The organism is Pseudorhodobacter ferrugineus DSM 5888 (assembly GCF_000420745.1).
Classification (GTDB): Bacteria; Pseudomonadota; Alphaproteobacteria; order Rhodobacterales; family Rhodobacteraceae; genus Pseudorhodobacter; species Pseudorhodobacter ferrugineus.
Genome location: NZ_ATVN01000028.1, coordinates 1 through 18,531 on the forward strand (window position 1 = coordinate 1; position 18,531 = coordinate 18,531).

Below are 18,531 nucleotides of genomic sequence, written 5' to 3' on the forward strand. Positions count from 1 at the left end.
AAACCAGTAAGGGCCAAAGTGGCAACATTTTACATTGCCCGCAGCGAGATTATCACGCCACTTCCGTGGCTCACTTTTGCACTGCCGTTCTCACCCCAAGGCGGCTTTGTTGCACAAATCAGCGGATTGTCGGACTGCCCGTAGTTTCGAACATACCTATTTCACGACATCTATTTGAAGAACAATATGAAGTCAGCCCAGATTAAAGCGTTTCGACTTAAGCCTTGCTCACATAGCGCTGCCTGAAAATGATATATTTCAACGCGTTATGTGGTGCGCCGTGTTTCAAGTTAAAGTCGAAACGCTCTAGTGGATCGGTTTGTTTTGCCCAGTTTGCTTGGGCGGTTTCCAAAAAAATCGCCTTTTGGGAAAAGTATGCCAATCACCTTTATCAGGCCGCCAAAAACCCTGTTCAAAACCAAAGCGGTTGTTGAACGGGTTTTGGTTCGGGGTGTGGTGCGCAATGAATGCGCACCCTACGTTGGGGGGCGTCGGGGTGAACCCCGACCTACGTTTACCCTTCGTCGACTTGGGCAATGTAGCCGGCGTAGCCTTCGGCCTCCATCGCGTCGCGGGGGATGAAGCGGAGGCTGGCGGAGTTGATGCAGTAGCGCAACCCGCCCATGTCGCGGGGGCCGTCGTTGAAGACGTGGCCGAGGTGGCTGTCGCCGCTGGTGGAGCGGACCTCAACGCGGACCATGCCGTGGGTGACATCGCGCAGTTCGGTTACGTTTTCGGGTGTCACGGGTTTGGAAAATGCTGGCCAGCCGCAGCCGGAATCGAATTTGGCGGCAGAGGTGAACAAGGGTTCGCCCGAGACGATATCGACATAGAGGCCGGGTTCATAATGCTTGTCGTATTGGCCGGAATAGGGGCGTTCGGTGCCGTTGGCTTGGGTCACGCGGAACTGTTCGGGGGTAAGGCGGGCAAGGGCCTCGGGTGTTTTTGTATAGGTCATCTGCGGTTCCTTGTGTTGTTGCAGAAAAACTAGGGCGCAGGGTGGGGGTTGTCCAGCGCCTGTGGCGATGGGCGCGGACACAGGTTCGTCAGGGGCGGTTGCCGTTGATCCATTTCGACATCAGGCCCTTGTCGCGGAAACATTCATCCGGCACGGCGCGGCGTTTGATGCGGGCCAGTTTTTCGGCAAAGGCGACCTGTTTGGAACTGGGGCGCGTGTCGCCCGCCGCAGAGCCAGCGCTGGCGGGGGCAAGTTTGGATTGCGCGTCGATCCATGTGCTGAGGCTGCGGCGATCTTGCTGCACATCCCACGGCAAAACGGTTTGGTTGCGCAGGGCCAACGCGCGGGCATAGGAAATTTGGCGCGGGGTGGCGGGAATTGCGAAGCTGTTGTCCATGTTCAAACGCCTTTCTGAAGTGGTGTTTTAAATATAGAACAAAATAGGAACATTTGCAAGAACATGCAGTGTGCGCAGTATTTTTGCCGGTTATAGATTTGATTTTTCAATAAAAAACGGGCGGCCGTTTTGGGGCCGCCCGTTCTGGATAGGATGTGTTTTGCCCTAGCTTGCGAGAATCGCGGCGATGACCTGTTCGGCGGCATCTTCGGCTGTCAGGGCCACGGTATTGACGATGATCTCGGCGTTTTCCGGCGGTTCATAGGGGCTGTCGATGCCGGTAAAGTTTTTCAGATTACCGGCGCGGGCCTTTTTATAGAGGCCTTTGACATCGCGTTCCTCGGCCACGGCCAAGGGGGTATCGACGTAAACCTCCATAAATTCGCCCTGTGCCATCATTTCGCGGACCATGCGGCGTTCGGCGCGGAAGGGCGAGATGAAGGCGGTGAGGACGATGAGGCCTGCGTCGGTCATCAGCTTGGCCACCTCGCCCACGCGGCGGATGTTTTCGACGCGTTCGGCATCGGTAAAGCCAAGGTCGCGGTTGAGGCCGTGGCGGACGTTATCACCGTCCAGAAGGAAGGTGTGCTTGCCCATCGCGTGCAGTTTCTTTTCGACAATATTGGCGATGGTGGATTTGCCGGAACCAGACAGACCCGTGAACCAGACCACGCGGGCCTTTTGGTTTTTGATCGCGGCGTGATTGGTGCGGTCGACATCCACCGCTTGCCAATGGATATTCTGGCTGCGGCGCAAGGCGAAATGGATCATGCCAGCGGCGACGGTCGCGTTGGTCATGCGGTCGATCAGGATAAAGCCGCCCAGATCGGGGTTTTGGGTGTACGCCTCAAACGGGACGGCGCGGTCGGTCGAGATGTTGACCACGCCGATGGCGTTGAGGCCCAAGGTTTGCGACGAGAGGTGTTCGAGGGTGTTGACGTTCACCTCGTACTTCGGCTCGGTCACGGTGGCGGTCATGGTTTGGGTGCCCATTTTCAACAAGTAAGGGCGACCGGGGAGCATTTCAGCCTCGCCCATCCAGACCAAAGTTGCCTCAAACTGATCGGCGACTTCGCACGGGGCGTCGGCGGTGGTGATGACGTCGCCGCGCGAGCAATCGACTTCATCGGCAAAGGTGAGCGTGACGGATTGGCCAGCGACGGCGCGGTCAAGATTGCCGCCATAGGTGAAGATGGATTTGACGGTGGTGGTTTTGCCCGAGGGCAGGACGCGGATGGCATCGCCGGGGGCAATGCTGCCCGAGCCGATGAGGCCAGCGAAACCGCGGAAGTCGAGGTTAGGGCGGTTGACCCATTGCACGGCCATGCGGAACGGGGCGTCTTGCATCTGCGCCACGTTAATCGGCGCGTCCTCGAGGTGGCTCAAAAGGGTGGGGCCGTTGTACCATGCGGTATGTTCGGAGCGGGTGACGATGTTGTCGCCCGCAAGGCCAGAGATCGGGATGGGCAGGAAAGATTTCATCCCAATTTTTTCGGCGAATTGGGTATATTCGGCGACGATTTCGTCAAAGCGGGCCTGAGAGTAGCCGACCAGATCCATCTTGTTCACTGCAAGCACGATGTTTTTGATGCCGAGCAGGTTGACGAGATACGAATGGCGGCGCGTTTGGGTCAGCACGCCTTGGCGCGCGTCTATCAAGATCACGGCAAGGTCGGCGGTCGAGGCGCCTGTGACCATGTTGCGGGTGTATTGTTCATGGCCGGGGGTATCGGCCACGATGAATTTGCGTTTGTCGGTGGCAAAGAAACGGTAGGCCACGTCGATGGTGATGCCTTGTTCACGCTCGGCCGCCAGACCGTCAACCAGCAGGGCAAAGTCGATGCCTTGGCCTTGGGTGCCGTGGGCGCGGCTGTCGTTTTCAAGGCTGGCGAGTTGATCTTCAAAGATCATCTTGCTGTCATAAAGCAACCGCCCGATCAGCGTCGATTTGCCATCATCGACCGACCCGCAGGTGATAAAGCGCAGCATGGTTTTGTGCTGATGCTTGGTCAGATAGGCGTCGATGTCTTCGGCGATCAGGGTGTCGGTGACGAAGGATGTATCTTTTGGGGTGTTTGCGGACATTTAGAAATACCCCTCTTGCTTTTTCTTTTCCATGCTGGCGGCTTGGTCGTGGTCAATCGCGCGGCCTTGGCGTTCGGATGTGGTGGTTAGCAGCATTTCTTGGATCACCTCGGGCAAGGTGGTCGCGTGGCTTTCGACCGCGCCTGACAGCGGGTAGCAGCCCAGCGTGCGGAAACGGACCGAGCGCATTTCGGGGACCTGCCCTTTTGCCAGCGGAAAGCGTTCGTCATCAACCATGATCAGCATGCCGTTCCATTCGACCACGGGGCGCGGGGCGGCAAAGTACAAAGGTACGATTTCGATGTTTTCGAGGTGGATGTATTGCCAGATGTCCAGTTCTGTCCAGTTTGACAGGGGAAAGGCGCGGATGGATTCCGACTTGGCCTTGCGGGTGTTATAAAGCTTCCACAGCTCGGGGCGCTGTTGTTTCGGGTCCCAGCGGTGGTTGGCGGAGCGGAAGGAAAAGATACGTTCCTTGGCGCGGGATTTTTCCTCGTCGCGCCGCGCGCCACCAAAGGCCACGTCAAATTTATAATGGGTCAGCGCCTGTTTCAGACCTTCGGTTTTCCACATGTCGGTGTGCATGGAGCCGTGATCGAAGGGGTTGATGCCTTGGGCCAGCGCCTCGGGGTTTTGGTGGACGATCAGCTGCATGCCCGCATCGGCGGCGGCCTTTTCGCGCAGCTTGTACATTTCCTTGAATTTCCATGTCGTATCAACATGCAGCAAGGGAAAGGGCGGCGGGGCGGGGTAGAATGCCTTTTTCGCCAGATGCAGCATGCAGGCACTGTCTTTGCCTACGGAATAGAGCATGACGGGGTTGTCGGCATTGGCCACCACTTCGCGCATGATGTGGATGCTTTCGGCCTCGAGCCGCTGAAGGTGGGTCAGGGCGTGGCCTGAAAGCGGTGCGGCGGCGACAGAGTGGGGGGACATGACACATTCCTAAACGGTTTTACGCGCTGTATGTGCCAAATTTTCGGGATTGTTCCAAGAGTGAAAGTCTTTGTTCCCGCGTGGGTTGGCCGCGCGATGGTGAAAAAGACGCAGTTTCGGGATGGGGTCGCCGTGGCGGAAGGTGGTTCTGCAAAACGGGGCCTGTGCCATGCGTTTGTTTTGTGGGGGGGCAGAGCGGGGGCCAGTGCGGGATGTTTTGCCCTGAAAGCCTGATTTTATCTTTTGAAATGGCGGAATTTGTGCAACGCAAGGGCGGACGCATTTTGCTGTGTTAAAGCCCTTGTTGATTTTTCAGGAATGCAAAGCCCTATGTTCGATGTTCAGACCACAGCCCTGTCGGGTGTTCTTGTTATAACGCCAGCACGCTATGGTGATGCGCGGGGATTTTTTTCCGAAAGCTGGAACAGGGCGCGGCTGCGTGAGGCGGGGATTGATATTGATTTTGTGCAAGACAACCATTCGCTGTCGGCAAAGGTGGGCACGGTGCGGGGGCTGCATTTCCAATCGCCGCCCCATGCGCAGGCCAAGCTGGTGCGCTGTGCGCGGGGCGCGCTTTGTGATGTGGTGGTGGATGTACGGCGGGGCAGCCCGACCTATGGGCAGGGTTTGACCTTTGACCTGACGTTTGAAAACGGGCGTCAGGTGTTGGTGCCGGTGGGGTTTTTGCACGGGTTTGTGACGCGCAGCCCTGATACCGAAATTGCCTATAAATGCTCGGATTACTATGCGCCGGACTGTGACGGTGCCGTGCGCTGGGACAGTTGCGGGGTTGATTGGGGGATTGATGCGGGCGATGCCGTGTTAAGCGCCAAGGACGCCGCCGCCCCTGCGCTGGCCGATTTTGTAAGCCCGTTTGTCTGGGAGGGTGCGGCATGAAGCTGCTCGTGACAGGCGGGGCGGGGTTTATCGGATCGGCCGTGGTGCGCCAAGCGGTGGCGGCGGGGCATGAGGTGGTGAATTTGGACGCGCTGACCTATGCGGCGTGTTTGGACAATGTGGCCATGGTGGCGGACAGCCCGCTTTATGCGTTTGAACAGGCCGATATTCGCGACCGCGCGGCGCTGGACCGTGTTTTTGCGGCGCATAGGCCCGATGCGGTGATGCATTTGGCGGCGGAAAGCCATGTGGACAGGTCGATCGATGGACCCGGCGCGTTTATTGAGACGAACATCAACGGCACCTATAATATGCTTGAGGCGGCGCGGGCCTATTGGGTGGCGCAAGGGCGGCCCGATGCGTTCCGGTTCCATCATATTTCGACCGATGAGGTGTTTGGATCGCTGCCCGACGACCCTGCGGTGATGTTTACCGAAAGCTCGGCCTATGACCCGCGCTCGCCCTATTCCGCGTCCAAGGCGGCGTCGGACCATTTGGTGCGGGCGTGGCATGAAACCTATGGCTTGCCCGTGGTGCTGACCAATTGTTCCAACAATTACGGGCCGTATCATTTTCCTGAAAAGCTGATCCCTGTGGTGATTTTGAATGCTTTGGCGGGGAAGGCGCTGCCGATTTATGGGAATGGCGCGAATATCCGTGATTGGCTGTATGTCGAGGATCATGCGGCGGCGCTGTTGTTGGTGGTGCAAAAGGGCGCGGTGGGGCGGTCGTATAATATTGGCGGCGAGAATGAACGGAGCAATCTGGAGCTGGTGCAGGCGCTTTGTGCGATTTTGGACAGGGTACAGCCCAAGGCGGCGGGCAGTTATGCCGACCAGATTGCGTTTGTTGCGGACAGACCGGGGCATGATGCGCGCTATGCCATTGATCCGGCCCGTATTCGGGAGGAGCTGGGCTGGCGACCATCGGTGACGGTAGAGGAAGGGCTGGAGCTGACGGTGCGCTGGTATCTGGACAACGGCCCGTGGTGGCAGGCGTTGCAGGCGCGGGCGGGGGTTGGCGTGCGGTTGGGCAATGGGTGACGGGGTGTTGAAAAAGGCTTTAGTGTTTGGGGCGACGGGGCAGGTCGCCTGCGCGTTGCAACGCTGTGCGGGTGACGTGGTGTTGGAAGTGCGCGGGAGGGACGAGGCGGATTTCAGCGATCCGGCTGCTTGCGCGGCTTGGGTGGCGCAGACGGATGCGGATGTGGTGATCAATGCTGTGGCCTATACGGCGGTGGATAAGGCCGAAGGGGATGAGGCGGCGGCGCTGGTGGTGAATGCGACAACACCGGGGGCGATTGCGATTGCGGCGGCGGCGCGGGGGCTGCCCTTGGTGCATATTTCGACCGATTATGTGTTTGACGGGGCGGGCGATGCGCCGTTTGGGCTGGATCATCCTGTGGCACCTTTGGGGGCCTATGGGCGCAGCAAGTTGGCGGGCGAGGTTGCCGTGCGCGCGGCGGGCGGGGTGCATGCGATTTTCCGCACGTCTTGGGTGGTATCACCTGACGGGGCGAATTTTGTGAAAACCATGCTGCGGCTGGGGGCCGAGCGCGAGCGGCTGACGATTGTGGCCGATCAGATCGGCGGGCCGACGCCTGCGGATGATATTGCCGTGGCCTGTTTTGTGGCGGCGCGGCAGTTGCTGGCGGGCCCGTCCAAATCGGGGACCTATCATCTTTCGGGCGGCCCCGATGTCAGCTGGGCCGATTTCGCGCGTGAGATTTTCAGGCAGGCGGGACTGGCCTGCGAGGTGGTGGATATTCCATCCTCGGCCTATCCCACACCGGCACGGCGGCCCTTGAATTCACGGCTGGACAATTGCGCGACCGAGGCGGCTTTTGGCTTGGCACGGCCCGATTGGCGGTTTGGTTTGACCGAGATTTTGAAAGCGCTGGGCGCAAAGCACTGATGAAAAGAGACTGAGTATGACCGTTTTGACCCGCCCCAAAACCCATTTGACCGTGTTGGTGGTGTTGGGCGTGACGCATTTGTTGAATGACCTGATGCAGTCGCTTATCCCTGCGTCCTATCCGATTTTGAAAGAGGTTTACGCGCTGGATTTCATCCAGATCGGCATCATTACGATGACGTTCCAGATTGCGGGTGCGATGTTGCAGCCGATCATTGGCATGATAACCGACCGCCACCCTGCGCCCTATTCGCCAGTGGTGGGGATGATGTTTACACTGTCGGGGTTGGTGACGCTTGCATATGCCCACAGCTATGGTGTGATTTTGGTTTCTGTAACGTTGATCGGGATCGGGTCGTCGATTTTCCACCCCGAGGCGACGCGGATGGCGCGGTATGCGGCGGGGGGCCGGCAAGGGTTGGCGCAAGGGATTTTTCAGGTCGGCGGGCAGGCAGGCGGTGCCTTGGGGCCAGTGTTTGCGGCGTTGATTATCGTGCCTTGGGGGCAGTCGAGCCTTGCGTGGTTTGCAGTAAGCGCGCTGGCGGCGATGATGCTGCTGACGTGGATCGGTAGCAAACAACGCCAAATCAGCGCCGAGTTTTCGGCGATGCGGGCGGCCAAGACAGCGGGCAGTGTGGCGGTGCATCACGCGCCGCGCACGATCGTGATTGGCATGGTGGTGCTGACGCTGCTGATGTTCACCAAAAATGCCTATAGCGAGAGTTTCCGGTCGTTTTACACGTTCTATCTTATCGAACGGTTTGGCCTGACGATTCCGTCGGCGCAGATGATGCTGTTTGTATTTTTGCTGTCAGCCGCCGTCGGGGTGCTGATTGGCGGGATTGTGGGCGACAAGATCGGGCGCAACCGGATTATCTGGATTTCGATGCTGGGGCCGTTGCCGCTGACGTTGATCCTGCCCTATGCGGATTTGATGTGGACGGGGGTTTTGACGGTGCTGATCAACCTGATCATGGCCAGCGCGTTTGCGTCGATCCTGATCTATGCGATGGATCTGTTGCCCAACCGGATCGGGTTGATAGGGGGCTTGTTCTATGGGCTGAACTTTGGGCTGGGCGGGGTTGCGGCGGCGCTGTTGGGTGTGTTGGCCGAAACCTATGGCGTGGCAGCTGTGTATCAGCTGTGCGCGTTTTTGCCGTTGGCGGGGCTGTTGGTGTGGTTCTTGCCGCGTTTGGAAGATGCACCCGGATAAGAGCCCGCAGGACAGGCCCGCCGTATTGCAGAAGGCCGCCGCTGGTTTTTGGAACGGAAACGGGCAGGGGACGGGACATCAGCGACGGGTTTGCGCGCGCGGTGGTGAAGCCAACTGTTCCGGCAGGGTTGTGGCCAGATGAGGCATAAGGCGTTTGGACATGCGAATGCGAACGGGGCAGGCCATGACCAACGGTTCCGAATGCAAACTCGCCATCAGCAGCGCCTTATATGCCGGCGCAGGCTGCGGTGTTGCGCACCTGACCCACGGGCATCCAGCCGTTTGAAGGTTTTGGCGCAGGTCGCTGTTGGCCCTTTTCAGGCAAGCCAAGCTGTGGCTATGGTCGGCCATAGGTTTTGAAAAAGGATGCGCCATGCTGATCGGTATTCACCCGTTGCTTTCCCCCGACTTGCTGCATGTTTTGGCGGCGATGGGGCATGGTGACGAAATCGCGATTGTGGATGCGAATTTCCCGGGTACGGCCTGCGCGCAACGGTTGATCCGCATGGATGGTGTCGGGGCGACCGATGCGCTGGAGGCGGTGCTGACCCTTCTGCCCTTGGACAGCTTTGTCGAGCATACGGCCAATGTGATGCAGGTTGTGGGCGACCCTGATGCGGTCCCAGAGGCGGTGGCCGCGTTTACCGCGATTATTGCAGGGCGTGGCAAGGTTGGGTCTGTGGAACGGTTTGCGTTTTATGAGCGGGCAAAGAGGTGCTTTGCAATCGTGCAAACGGGCGAAGGGCGGCTTTATGGCAATATCATTCTGACCAAGGGCGTAATTGGGGCCTAAGGCGCGTCTGCAATCAGGGCGTTGACCCGCAAGGAGGCCAAAAGCGTTTCTTTGGAGGTGGCCAAATGCGCGGTCGCGGCCTGTGCGGCGGCTTGTTCATCGCCGCTGCGCAACGCCCGAATGATGGCAAGGTGTTCGCCTATCGCGGCCTCGTTTCGGCTGCGTTCCATTCGCTTGTCCCATTGATAGTGATAGTGAAATATTAGCGATATAACCTTTTGAAACTGTTTCACAAATCTGTTCTGCACGACCGAGGTGATGGTATGGTGAAACGCCTCGTCCAAAGGGGAAAAGTCATGAAAATCGGTGTCGATCCGCGCCGCCAGATTTTCGTGCTGTTGTTCCAATTCGGTCAGTTTTTGCCAGATCGGATGGTCGCGTGGCAGGTGGACCAGCGTGCGCACTGCGTTCAATTCCAGTACGGCGCGAAATTCGGACAGTTCCACGGCATAGTCTGCGGTAAACCCCAGCAAGGACCAACCCCCACGCGGGCGGCGGGTGACAAGGCCGAACTGACTTAGGCCAGACAGGAACTCTTGCAGGGCATGGGGCGGGACCGAAAATTCCTTGGCGAGTTTTGCAACATTCAGTGGCGTTCCGGCGGGCACGTCGAACCGCAGAACCCATTTCAGGAACCGCTGTTCCAGCTCTTCGCGCGGTAAATATTCATCGCGCATCGCAAGGCGGTCTTTGGCCGTGGGCATGCGCAGGATGGTTTTTTTGCGCCCCTCCCATACAATCAGCCCGGCCTTGGCAAAGGCGGTCAGCACTGCGCGCACGGTGGTTCTGCTGATGCTAAGTTGATCGGCCAAAACAAGTTCGGGTGGCAAATCCGACCCGATGGGCTGGGTTGCCATGACAGTCAGCAAATCCTGATAGGCAATGCGAAAGCGATCATCCGTGCGCGCCATGTTTGCCCCCGTATTGGTGTGGATCAGAATGTTTTTTGTATAAAAAAAATAAAAACAATATGCAAGACGGCATCGCCCTGCTTTCATAGAGGCAGAGTTGAAACCGAATCTGTGCCGGGGGAGGGCAATTGAGCGTGCAAACGGAGACGATGTTTTGCGGCACATGTGTCGCCCCGGGCCAGTTTGAATTGATTTCCCAACCGATGCCGAAATCGGCGCCGGACGGCTGGGTTTTGGTGGAAACGGCGGCTGTGGGGATTTGCGGGACCGACTATCACATCTTTGATGGCAAGCACCCGTTTCTGAACTATCCACGCGTCATCGGGCACGAGCTTTCGGCCCATGTGGTGCAGGATGCGGGGCCGTGGCGCGCGGGGCAGTTGGTGGTTGTGAACCCCTATCTGTCGTGCGGGATCTGCCGCGCCTGCACACGGGGCAAGCCGAATTGCTGCATGGCGATAGAGGTTTTGGGCGTGCACCGCGATGGCGGGATGTGCGCGCGGTTTGCGGTGCCCGAGGGCAATCTGTATGCGGCGGACGGGTTAACCGCGCGTCAGGCTGCGATGGTAGAGTTTCTGGCAATCGGGGCGCATGCCGTGGCGCGGTCGGGGGTAGGCGCCGGTGATTTGGTGCTGGTCACGGGGGCTGGGCCGATCGGGTTGGGCACGGCGCTGTTTGCCAAGGCGGCGGGGGCCGTTGTGCATTTGCTGGACACGAGTGCCGCGCGGTTGGCAGCCGCGCGTGCGTTCGGGTTTGATACGGGCCTTTTGCCGGGGCAGGATTTGCCTGTGCAAGGTGGCTATGACGTGGTGTTTGATGCGACGGGAAATACCAAAGCGATAGAGGCCGGCTTTGCCCATGTGGCGCATGGCGGCACCTATGTTTTGGTCAGCGTGGTGCGCGATGAGATTACATTTTCAGACCCAGAATTTCACAAACGCGAGATGCGGCTGATTGGTAGCCGCAATGCGTTGGTCGCGGATTTTGAGGCCGTGATGACGGCGCTGCGGACCGGTGCGATTGATGCGGCTTTGCTGGAATCCGAGGTGCTGACGCTGGCAGATCTGCCCGCACGTTTTCCGGATTTGGTGGCCAATCGTGACGGGATTATCAAGGTGATCGTTGATTTTGGCTTGCCGGATATTACGGCGGGGGCAGTCGCATGACCGAGCTTGTGACCATGCAAGGGATCGAGAAGTTTTTCCCGGGCGTTCATGCGCTGCGGTCGGTCAGTTTTGATCTGGTTGGCGGTGAAGTTCACGCGCTGATGGGCGAAAACGGCGCGGGTAAGTCGACCTTGATGAAGGTGATGTCGGGCATCTATCAACCCGATGGCGGCACCGTTGCGATTGCGGGGCAAAAGGTAACGATCAACGGCCCCCGCGCGGCGCAAGACCTTGGGATCGGGATTATTCATCAAGAGCTTGCCTTGATGAATGACCTGACCGTGGCGCAAAATATTTTCATTGGCCGAGAGCCGCGCTTGCGGTTTGGCCGTTTGGACGAGGCGGCGCTGAACGCGCAGGTCGAGGCGATTTTTGCGACGATGCATGTGAAAATTGACCCGCGGGCCGAGGTGCGCAGCCTGTCGGTTGCCAAACAGCAAATGGTCGAAATTGCCAAGGCGCTGTCGTTCAAATCGCGCATTTTGATTATGGATGAACCGACCGCCGCGCTGAATGATGTGGAAACCAACGAGCTGTTTACCATCATCCGCCAGCTGCGGGCCGAAGGCGTGGGCGTGGTCTATATCAGCCATAAAATGGATGAGATTAAGCGGATTTCCGACCGTGTGACGGTAATGCGCGATGGGGCCTATGTGGGCACGGTGGCCGCAGCCGATACGCCGATTTCCACCATTATTTCCATGATGGTGGGGCGCGAGTTGGAAGCGGTGCATGTCGATATCCCCGACCTATCTGCCGCACCTATGGCGCTGGAGGTGAAGGGGCTGACACGGGGCCGGTTGGTGCGCGATGTCAGTTTTTCGTTAAAGCAAGGTGAGATTTTGGGCTTTGCGGGCCTGATGGGGGCAGGGCGCACCGAAGTGGCCCGCGCCATTTTCGGGGCTGATGCGCGCGAAAGCGGCGAGATTATTGTGCATGGCAAACCTGTGCAAATCGCCAGCCCGAAAGATGCGGTTGCGGCGGGCATTGGCTATTTGTCCGAGGATCGCAAGCATTTCGGGCTCGCCCTTGGGTTGGACCTGCGCGACAATATCGCGATGGCGAGCCTGCCGCGGTTTGGCAATAAGATGGGCGTGATTGATGATGCCGCTTTGGGTAAAGTCGCGGATGAATATATCCAGACCCTTGCCATCCGCACGCCTTCGGCACGGCAAGAGGTGCGGCTGCTGTCGGGTGGGAACCAGCAAAAGGTGGTCATCGCGAAATGGCTGCTGCGCGATTGCGATATTCTGATTTTTGACGAACCGACCCGCGGCATTGATGTGGGTGCCAAGGCCGAGATTTACCGGCTTTTGCAATCGCTGGCCGCAAGCGGCAAAGCCGTGATCGTGATCAGCGCGGAACTGCCCGAGGTGCTGCGCCTGTCGCACCGCATTGCGGTGATGTGCGAAGGGCGGCTGACAGGTATTTTGCCGGGCGGGCCTGCGACATCCCAAGAAGATATTATGCGTTTGGCCACGTTGCGCGCAGATGAACCCCAAGGAGCCTTGGCATGACAACTGCCCCCACCGCCCCGAAAATCAACAAAGCCTCTGGCGCGCAGCAAAAGTTGTTGGCCTTTGCCAGTTTGATTGTGCTGCTTTTGTTTTTCTCGGTCGCCGCGCCGAACTTTATGCAAACCTCGAATATCATCGCGATTTTGCAGGCGACATCGGTGAACGGGGTGCTGGCAATTGCGGCGACTTTGGTAATTATCACGGGCGGGATTGACCTGTCGGTTGGCACCTTGATGACGTTTTGCGCGGTGATTGCGGGGGTGGTGCTGACCTATTTGGGAATGCCGTTGCCGTTTGGGATTTTGGCTGCGATTGCGGCGGGTGCGGGCTGCGGGCTGATTTCGGGCACCTTGGTTGCCAAGATGAAAATTCCGCCGTTTATCGCGACCTTGGGCATGATGCTTATCCTTAAGGGCCTGTCCTTGGTGATTTCGGGGACCAAGCCGATTTACTTTAACGACACGCCGAATTTCTATGAAATTTCAACGGGGTCTCTGATTGGTGACATCATCCCAGCGGTGCCTATTCCGAATGGTGTGCTGATACTCTTCATCGTGGCGCTGACGATTGGCTATGTTTTGAACCGCACCGTTCTGGGCCGCTATTGCTTTGCGCTGGGGTCGAATGAAGAGGCTGTGCGCCTGTCGGGGGTGAATGCCGACGGTTGGAAAATGGCGATTTATGCGCTGGCGGGCGGGATTTGCGGCATTGCGGGGCTGATCATCGCGTCACGCCTGAATTCCGCGCAACCCGCACTGGGGCTTGGGTATGAGCTGGACGCGATTGCCGCCGTGGTGATTGGCGGCACCAGCCTTGCAGGCGGGCGCGGGTCGGTTCTTGGCACCATTATCGGCGCGCTGATCATGTCGGTTTTGTTGAACGGGCTGCGGGTTATGTCGGTCGCGCAGGAATGGCAAACCGTTGTCACGGGGTCGATCATCATCATCGCGGTCTATGCCGACATGATGCGGCGGCGCAAAATGACCTGAATTTATCAGAAGAAGGGGCAACCTTCCGACCACCTGAAACCACAAACGAAACGTAATGGGAGAGAGATTATGATGAACAGAAGAACCCTTTTCGCGGCGGTCAGTGCCACGGCGCTGCTTGCCACCACCAGCTTTGGCCTTGCGCAGGATAAGGTGTATATCCCGCTGGTTTCCAAAGGTTTCCAGCACCAGTTTTGGCAAGCTGTAAAGGCGGGTGCCGATAAGGCCGCAGCCGAGTTTGGTGTGGAAGTGACCTTTGAAGGGCCAGACACAGAAGCGCAGGTAGACAAGCAAATGGATATGCTGGCCGCCGCTTTGGCCAAGAAACCTGCGGCAATCGGTTTTGCCGCGCTGGATAGCCAAGCGGCCATTCCGATGCTGCGCCAGGCGCAAGAGGCCGGCATTCCGGTGGTTGCGTTTGACTCGGGCGTAGACAGCGATATTCCGGTGGCAACTGCCACGACTGACAACGCGGCAGCGGCAGGACTTGCAGCCGATAAAATGGCCGAGTTGATTGGCGGGGCAGGCAAGGTGGCGCTTGTGGTGCATGACCAAACCTCGCGGACAGGGATTGACCGGCGCGACGGGTTTGTGAACCGGATGAAGGAATCCCACCCGAATATCGAGATTGTTGATATTCAATACGGTGCGGGCGACCAGTTGCAATCGACCGAGATCACCAAAGCGATGTTGACCGCGCATCCCGATATGAAGGGCATCTTTGGCGCGAATGAAGGGTCTGCTATTGGTGTGCTGAACGCCGTCAAGGAAACCGGCAGGTCGGAAGTTGTGGTGATCGGTTATGACAGTGGTGCTGCACAAAAAGCCGCGATTATGGATGGGTCGATGGCGGGTGCGATTACGCAAAACCCTGTTGGCATTGGCTATGAAACCGTGAAAGCGGCGCTGATGGCATCCAAGGGGGAAACTGTGCCAAAGCTGATCGACACCGGCTTTTTCTGGTATGACAAAACCAACATGGACAGCCCAGAAATCGCGGCTGTTCTGTACGATTGATCTGAAAGCGTAACGACAGGGGCGGCTTGGCGGCAGATGCCAATGGGCCGCCCCAACCATTTGGGGATTGGGATGGATTTAGGTCTGAAAGACAAGGTTGTCATCGTGACAGGCGGTGGTGCAGGCATTGGCGGGGCGATCAGCCGTGCGCTGGCCGAAGACGGCGCCATTCCGGTGATCTTTGCGCGCAGGGCACCGGATGCCGCGTTTCTGGCGGGCCTCAAGGCGCTGTCGCCCAAGTGCGATTGGGTGCAGGTGGAACTGTCGCAAGACGATCAGGTGGTTGCTGCGGTGGCGGCCACACGGGCGCGTTGGGGGCAGGTTTACGGGCTGGTGAACAACGCGGGCAACAATGACGGCGTGGGGTTGGACGCGGGGCCTAAGGCGTTTCGCGCCTCGCTTGATCAGAACTTGGTGCATTGCTATTTGCTGGTGCATCTTTTGGTGGGTGATTTGAAGGCGGCCAAAGGGGCGATTGTGAATATCTCGTCCAAAACCGCCGTCACAGGGCAAGGCAACACCTCGGCCTATGTTGCCGCCAAGGCCGCGCAACTGGGGCTGACGCGGGAATGGGCGGCGGCGCTGGCGGGTGACGGTGTGCGGGTCAATGCGGTGATACCGGCCGAGGTGATGACCCCGCTTTATGATCGCTGGCTGAAATCCTTGGATGATCCCGATGCCAAGCTGGCCGAGATTACGGCGCGCATTCCTTTGGAGGGGCGCATGACGCTGGATAGTGAAATCGCCGCGACGACCGTGTTCGCCTTGTCGCCCCGCGCGGGGCATACCACGGGGCAGTGGCTGTTTGTGGATGGCGGCTATACCCATCTGGACCGTTCCCTTTCCACCTTGTCCCCCAGTGCCTGAAGGTGCGTCATGACCAACCAACCCAGCATTCGCCTGCATCCAGAAGATAACGTCGATATCGCCCTTGCCGATCTGGCAGTGGGCACCGAGGTGTCGGGCTACCGTGTCGCTGAACCCGTTCTGCGCGGTCATAAAATCGCCAATCGGGCGATTGCGGCGGGGCAGAATATTTTGCGTTACGGCCAGATTATCGGGGCGGCCACCTGCGATATTGCGCAAGGCGCGCATGTGCATGTGCAAAATTTGGCGATGGCCGATTACGCGCAGGATTATGCCTTTGGCGCGGCGGCAACCCCCTTGCCTGTGATTGATACGCCGCGGGTGTTCCAAGGATACCGGCGTTCGGATGGCAAGGCGGGCACGCGGAATTATCTTGGCGTGCTGACCTCGGTCAATTGTTCCGGTTCGGTCGCGCGGTTCATTGCAGAGCAGGCCGAAAAGACGGATTGGTTCCGCGCGTTGAAGAATGTGGATGGTATTGTGCCGATCGTTCACGGGTCCGGCTGTGGGATGTCGGGCGAAAATGAAGGCTACGACACCTTGTTTCGCACGCTTCAAGGCTATGCCCGCAACCCGAATTTCGCGGGGATACTGCTGGTAGGTTTGGGTTGTGAGGTGATGCAGGTGCCCGATCTGATAGGCGCTGCACGGATGCGCGACGATGGCAATTTCCGCTATATGACGATCCAGCAAACCGGCGGCACCCGCCGCACGGTGGAACGCGGGGTAGAGATGTTGCGCGAAATGGCATCGAAGGCCGAAACCTGCACCCGCGAACCTATTTCGGTATCGGAACTGGTGATCGGGATGCAATGCGGCGGGTCGGATGGCTATTCCGGCATCACGGCAAACCCTGCGCTGGGTGTCGCATCCGACCTGTTGGTGCGCCACGGCGGCACGACGATTTTGTCGGAAACATCCGAGATTTACGGGGCCGAGCATTTGCTGACCCGCCGCGCGGCCACGCCCGAAATCGGGCAGAAACTGGTGGACCGCATTCATTGGTGGGAGGATTACACCGCGCGCAACAAGGGCGAGATGAACAACAACCCCAGCCCCGGCAACAAGCGTGGAGGGCTGACCACGATTTTGGAGAAATCACTGGGGGCCGTGGCCAAAGGCGGGTCGGCGCCATTGGCAGGGGTGTATTTGTTCGCGGAACCCATCACGCAAAAGGGGTTCGTGTTCATGGATAGTCCAGGGTATGATCCCTGTTCTGTCACGGGCCAAGTGGCCTCGGGGGCCAATCTGATCGTGTTCACCACGGGGCGCGGGTCGGTTTCGGGCTATAAGCCCGTGCCGTGCATCAAGGTGGCCACCAACACCGACATGTTCACACGGATGGAGGAGGATATGGACATCAATACCGGCGATATCATCGACCGCGATGTGACGCTGGCAGATAAAGGGGCCGAGATGTTTGAGCTGTTTATCCGCGTGGCCTCGGGCGAGATCACCAAATCCGAAGGCTTGGGGTTTGGTGGCGCAGAGTTCGTGCCGTGGCAGATTGGCGCGGTGATGTAGGCCATGCAGTTCATCGACACTCACCAACATCTGATCTACCGCGACCACATGCGCTATAGTTGGACCGATGACATCCCCGCGCTGGCGCAGCGCGATTTCACGCTGGAAGATTATGCCGCGTTGACGTTTGGCAAGGGAATTATCGGTACGCTTTTTATGGAGGCAGGGGCCGATGATGCCGATTATCAGGCCGAGACGCGGTTTATTGCGGGCAAAATCGGGGGGGCGCTCTTGGGGCAGATTGCATCGTGTCGCCTCGAGGAGGACGAAGGCTTTGATGCTTGGCTAGAGGAGTGCGAAAGCCTTGTGGTCAAAGGCTTTCGCCGTATTTTGCATGTGATGCCGGATGATTTGTCGGGTTCGGAAACCTTTCGCCGCAACCTGCGCAAGATCGGGGCCAAGGGACTGCCGTTTGATCTGTGTGTCCTTGCCCGCCAGCATGCCGTGGCCGAGGATTTGTTGCGCGCCTGCGATGATCAGGTCTTTGTCCTCGACCATTGCGGCGTGCCCGATATTGCGGGCGATGCATTTGCGCCGTGGGCTGCGTCTTTGCGGCTTCTGGCTGCGTTTCCGAACTTGTACTGCAAGCTGTCCGGCATAACCGCCTATACCGCACCCGGGCAAGCCGAGGTGGCCGATCTTGCCCCTTGGGTCGCCCATGTGCTGGACTGTTTCGGGCCGGATCGGGTGATTTGGGGCAGTGATTGGCCCGTGGCAAACCTTGGGGTTGGGCTGCCAAAGTGGATCGACCAAAGCAAAGCGTTGCTTGCGGGGCTGTCCCCGGCCGAGGCCGCAGCAATAACCCATCTGAACGCCCGCAAGGTTTATGGCCTGTGACGGCACGCAAACTGGCTTGACGACCGATTGATCGGTGCAGTGGTTCATGACGTGCCCCGTTAAATTGCGTTTCATCCCCGTTTAGGAACGGCCATGCAGTTTCAGCAAGGCATGAAATAGGTGCCGGAGCGAAAGTGGCACCCGTATAACCGTATATGCTACGTAAGGCTGAGAACGGCAGTGCAAAAGTGAGCCACGGAAGTGGCGTGATAATCTCGCTGCGGGCAATGTAAAATGTTGCCACTTTGGCCCTTACTGGTTTCAGGGAGGGCGGGAGATTTTAGTCGTGGATTTATATTTGAAGGTCCGCCTCGCGCGTCGGGGCGGCATGAGCGAACGGGTGGCAGCGGGCCATTTCGGGATTTCGCGTGCGAGCGTGAAGAAGATGATGATGTTTTCGGTCCCGCCCGGATATCAACGAACGGCAGATATCAAGCGGCCCAAACTTGATGGCTTCACCGGCTTCATTGATCAATGGCTGCAGGACGATCTCAGCCGGAACCGGAAGCA

At 58.5% G+C, this 18,531-nt stretch carries 19 protein-coding genes and 1 pseudogene; 13 read left to right on the plus strand and 7 right to left on the minus strand.

The genetic code is table 11. From position 1 onward, the window contains the following. Positions 1-217: 217 nt before the first annotated feature. From G560_RS21700 to cysD, 5 genes are all read right to left on the minus strand, one after another. Complete coding sequence (locus tag G560_RS21700; protein WP_280513727.1) at positions 218-352, minus strand: hypothetical protein; 135 nt, start codon at positions 350-352, stop codon at positions 218-220. A 162-nt stretch (positions 353-514) separates the two neighbouring features. Next, complete coding sequence (gene msrB / locus G560_RS0117370) at positions 515-958, minus strand: peptide-methionine (R)-S-oxide reductase MsrB (RefSeq protein ID WP_022705556.1); 444 nt, start codon at positions 956-958, stop codon at positions 515-517. A gap of 88 nt (positions 959-1,046) precedes the next feature. Beyond that, positions 1,047-1,355 carry a hypothetical protein gene (locus G560_RS0117375; RefSeq protein WP_022705557.1) on the minus strand — a complete coding sequence of 103 codons (309 nt, stop codon included), beginning with the start codon at positions 1,353-1,355 and terminating at the stop codon, positions 1,047-1,049. Between the two features lie 165 nt (positions 1,356-1,520). Further along, positions 1,521-3,440, minus strand: coding sequence for a sulfate adenylyltransferase subunit CysN (gene cysN, locus G560_RS0117380; protein WP_022705558.1), 1,920 nt, complete (start codon positions 3,438-3,440; stop codon positions 1,521-1,523). Beyond that, entirely contained in the window at positions 3,441-4,376 is a 936-nt protein-coding gene (gene cysD, locus G560_RS0117385; protein ID WP_022705559.1) for a sulfate adenylyltransferase subunit CysD, read from the minus strand. It lies immediately after the preceding gene. A 330-nt stretch (positions 4,377-4,706) separates the two neighbouring features. On the opposite strand from cysD, the gene rfbC reads away from it, so the two are divergent. The 4 genes from rfbC to G560_RS0117415 are packed head-to-tail and all read left to right on the plus strand — an operon-like array spanning position 4,707 to position 8,400. Further along, positions 4,707-5,273, plus strand: a complete 567-nt coding sequence (gene rfbC, locus G560_RS0117400) for a dTDP-4-dehydrorhamnose 3,5-epimerase (protein WP_022705561.1) — start codon at positions 4,707-4,709, stop codon at positions 5,271-5,273. Continuing rightward, the gene (gene rfbB, locus G560_RS0117405; RefSeq protein WP_022705562.1) at positions 5,270-6,316 is read left to right on the plus strand and encodes a dTDP-glucose 4,6-dehydratase; all 1,047 of its coding nucleotides are present in this window, start codon (positions 5,270-5,272) and stop codon (positions 6,314-6,316) included. Before rfbC ends, rfbB begins: the two co-directional genes overlap by 4 nt. Continuing rightward, complete coding sequence (rfbD, locus tag G560_RS0117410; RefSeq protein WP_028914238.1) at positions 6,309-7,187, plus strand: dTDP-4-dehydrorhamnose reductase; 879 nt, start codon at positions 6,309-6,311, stop codon at positions 7,185-7,187. Before rfbB ends, rfbD begins: the two co-directional genes overlap by 8 nt. A 16-nt stretch (positions 7,188-7,203) precedes the next feature. After that, entirely contained in the window at positions 7,204-8,400 is a 1,197-nt protein-coding gene (locus G560_RS0117415) for an MFS transporter (RefSeq protein WP_022705564.1), read from the plus strand. Positions 8,401-8,478: 78 nt separating this feature from the next. On the opposite strand, the gene G560_RS21150 is transcribed toward G560_RS0117415, so the two are convergent. After that, positions 8,479-8,616 carry a hypothetical protein gene (locus tag G560_RS21150; protein ID WP_155947385.1) on the minus strand — a complete coding sequence of 46 codons (138 nt, stop codon included), beginning with the start codon at positions 8,614-8,616 and terminating at the stop codon, positions 8,479-8,481. A 157-nt stretch (positions 8,617-8,773) separates the two neighbouring features. On the opposite strand from G560_RS21150, the gene G560_RS0117425 reads away from it, so the two are divergent. Further along, a complete protein-coding gene (locus G560_RS0117425) occupies positions 8,774-9,193 on the plus strand; it encodes an RbsD/FucU family protein (RefSeq protein WP_022705566.1) in 420 nt (139 codons plus the stop codon). Here G560_RS0117425 and G560_RS0117430 read toward each other — a convergent pair. Beyond that, on the minus strand, positions 9,190-10,104 hold the full coding sequence (locus tag G560_RS0117430; RefSeq protein WP_028914240.1) for a GntR family transcriptional regulator: 915 nt from the start codon (positions 10,102-10,104) through the stop codon (positions 9,190-9,192). The two genes, G560_RS0117425 and G560_RS0117430, sit on opposite strands and share 4 nt — an antisense overlap. A gap of 134 nt (positions 10,105-10,238) precedes the next feature. Here G560_RS0117430 and G560_RS0117435 point away from each other — a divergent pair, with 134 nt between their 5' ends. The 8 genes and pseudogenes from G560_RS0117435 to G560_RS0117470 all read left to right on the plus strand — a co-directional run. Next, on the plus strand, positions 10,239-11,270 hold the full coding sequence (locus tag G560_RS0117435; RefSeq protein ID WP_231575886.1) for a zinc-binding alcohol dehydrogenase family protein: 1,032 nt from the start codon (positions 10,239-10,241) through the stop codon (positions 11,268-11,270). Beyond that, positions 11,267-12,787, plus strand: a complete 1,521-nt coding sequence (locus G560_RS0117440) for a sugar ABC transporter ATP-binding protein (protein ID WP_022705569.1) — start codon at positions 11,267-11,269, stop codon at positions 12,785-12,787. Before G560_RS0117435 ends, G560_RS0117440 begins: the two co-directional genes overlap by 4 nt. Next, complete coding sequence (locus tag G560_RS0117445) at positions 12,784-13,776, plus strand: ABC transporter permease (RefSeq protein WP_022705570.1); 993 nt, start codon at positions 12,784-12,786, stop codon at positions 13,774-13,776. Before G560_RS0117440 ends, G560_RS0117445 begins: the two co-directional genes overlap by 4 nt. Positions 13,777-13,845: 69 nt before the next feature. Then, positions 13,846-14,793, plus strand: coding sequence for an ABC transporter substrate-binding protein (locus G560_RS0117450; RefSeq protein WP_022705571.1), 948 nt, complete (start codon positions 13,846-13,848; stop codon positions 14,791-14,793). Between the two features lie 36 nt (positions 14,794-14,829). Continuing rightward, on the plus strand, positions 14,830-15,660 hold the full coding sequence (locus tag G560_RS0117455) for an L-fucose dehydrogenase (RefSeq protein ID WP_244870050.1): 831 nt from the start codon (positions 14,830-14,832) through the stop codon (positions 15,658-15,660). Between the two features lie 9 nt (positions 15,661-15,669). Then, entirely contained in the window at positions 15,670-17,184 is a 1,515-nt protein-coding gene (locus tag G560_RS0117460; protein ID WP_022705573.1) for a UxaA family hydrolase, read from the plus strand. Between the two features lie 3 nt (positions 17,185-17,187). Further along, on the plus strand, positions 17,188-18,021 hold the full coding sequence (locus G560_RS0117465) for an amidohydrolase family protein (protein WP_022705574.1): 834 nt from the start codon (positions 17,188-17,190) through the stop codon (positions 18,019-18,021). Between the two features lie 328 nt (positions 18,022-18,349). Continuing rightward, a pseudogene (locus G560_RS0117470) lies at positions 18,350-18,531 on the plus strand (IS21 family transposase); the annotation flags it as partial.

What these genes read in the sequence shown, in the direction of transcription:
- msrB (WP_022705556.1), bottom strand. Translation starts at nt 958, where the DNA reads ATGACCTATACAAAAACACCCGAGGCCCTTGCCCGCCTTACCCCCGAA.
- G560_RS0117375 (WP_022705557.1), bottom strand. Translation starts at nt 1,355, where the DNA reads ATGGACAACAGCTTCGCAATTCCCGCCACCCCGCGCCAAATTTCCTAT.
- cysN (WP_022705558.1), bottom strand. Translation starts at nt 3,440, where the DNA reads ATGTCCGCAAACACCCCAAAAGATACATCCTTCGTCACCGACACCCTG.
- cysD (WP_022705559.1), bottom strand. Translation starts at nt 4,376, where the DNA reads ATGTCCCCCCACTCTGTCGCCGCCGCACCGCTTTCAGGCCACGCCCTG.
- rfbC (WP_022705561.1), top strand. Translation starts at nt 4,707, where the DNA reads ATGTTCGATGTTCAGACCACAGCCCTGTCGGGTGTTCTTGTTATAACG.
- rfbB (WP_022705562.1), top strand. Translation starts at nt 5,270, where the DNA reads ATGAAGCTGCTCGTGACAGGCGGGGCGGGGTTTATCGGATCGGCCGTG.
- rfbD (WP_028914238.1), top strand. Translation starts at nt 6,309, where the DNA reads ATGGGTGACGGGGTGTTGAAAAAGGCTTTAGTGTTTGGGGCGACGGGG.
- G560_RS0117415 (WP_022705564.1), top strand. Translation starts at nt 7,204, where the DNA reads ATGACCGTTTTGACCCGCCCCAAAACCCATTTGACCGTGTTGGTGGTG.
- G560_RS21150 (WP_155947385.1), bottom strand. Translation starts at nt 8,616, where the DNA reads ATGGCGAGTTTGCATTCGGAACCGTTGGTCATGGCCTGCCCCGTTCGC.
- G560_RS0117425 (WP_022705566.1), top strand. Translation starts at nt 8,774, where the DNA reads ATGCTGATCGGTATTCACCCGTTGCTTTCCCCCGACTTGCTGCATGTT.
- G560_RS0117430 (WP_028914240.1), bottom strand. Translation starts at nt 10,104, where the DNA reads ATGGCGCGCACGGATGATCGCTTTCGCATTGCCTATCAGGATTTGCTG.
- G560_RS0117440 (WP_022705569.1), top strand. Translation starts at nt 11,267, where the DNA reads ATGACCGAGCTTGTGACCATGCAAGGGATCGAGAAGTTTTTCCCGGGC.
- G560_RS0117445 (WP_022705570.1), top strand. Translation starts at nt 12,784, where the DNA reads ATGACAACTGCCCCCACCGCCCCGAAAATCAACAAAGCCTCTGGCGCG.
- G560_RS0117450 (WP_022705571.1), top strand. Translation starts at nt 13,846, where the DNA reads ATGATGAACAGAAGAACCCTTTTCGCGGCGGTCAGTGCCACGGCGCTG.
- G560_RS0117455 (WP_244870050.1), top strand. Translation starts at nt 14,830, where the DNA reads ATGCCAATGGGCCGCCCCAACCATTTGGGGATTGGGATGGATTTAGGT.
- G560_RS0117460 (WP_022705573.1), top strand. Translation starts at nt 15,670, where the DNA reads ATGACCAACCAACCCAGCATTCGCCTGCATCCAGAAGATAACGTCGAT.
- G560_RS0117465 (WP_022705574.1), top strand. Translation starts at nt 17,188, where the DNA reads ATGCAGTTCATCGACACTCACCAACATCTGATCTACCGCGACCACATG.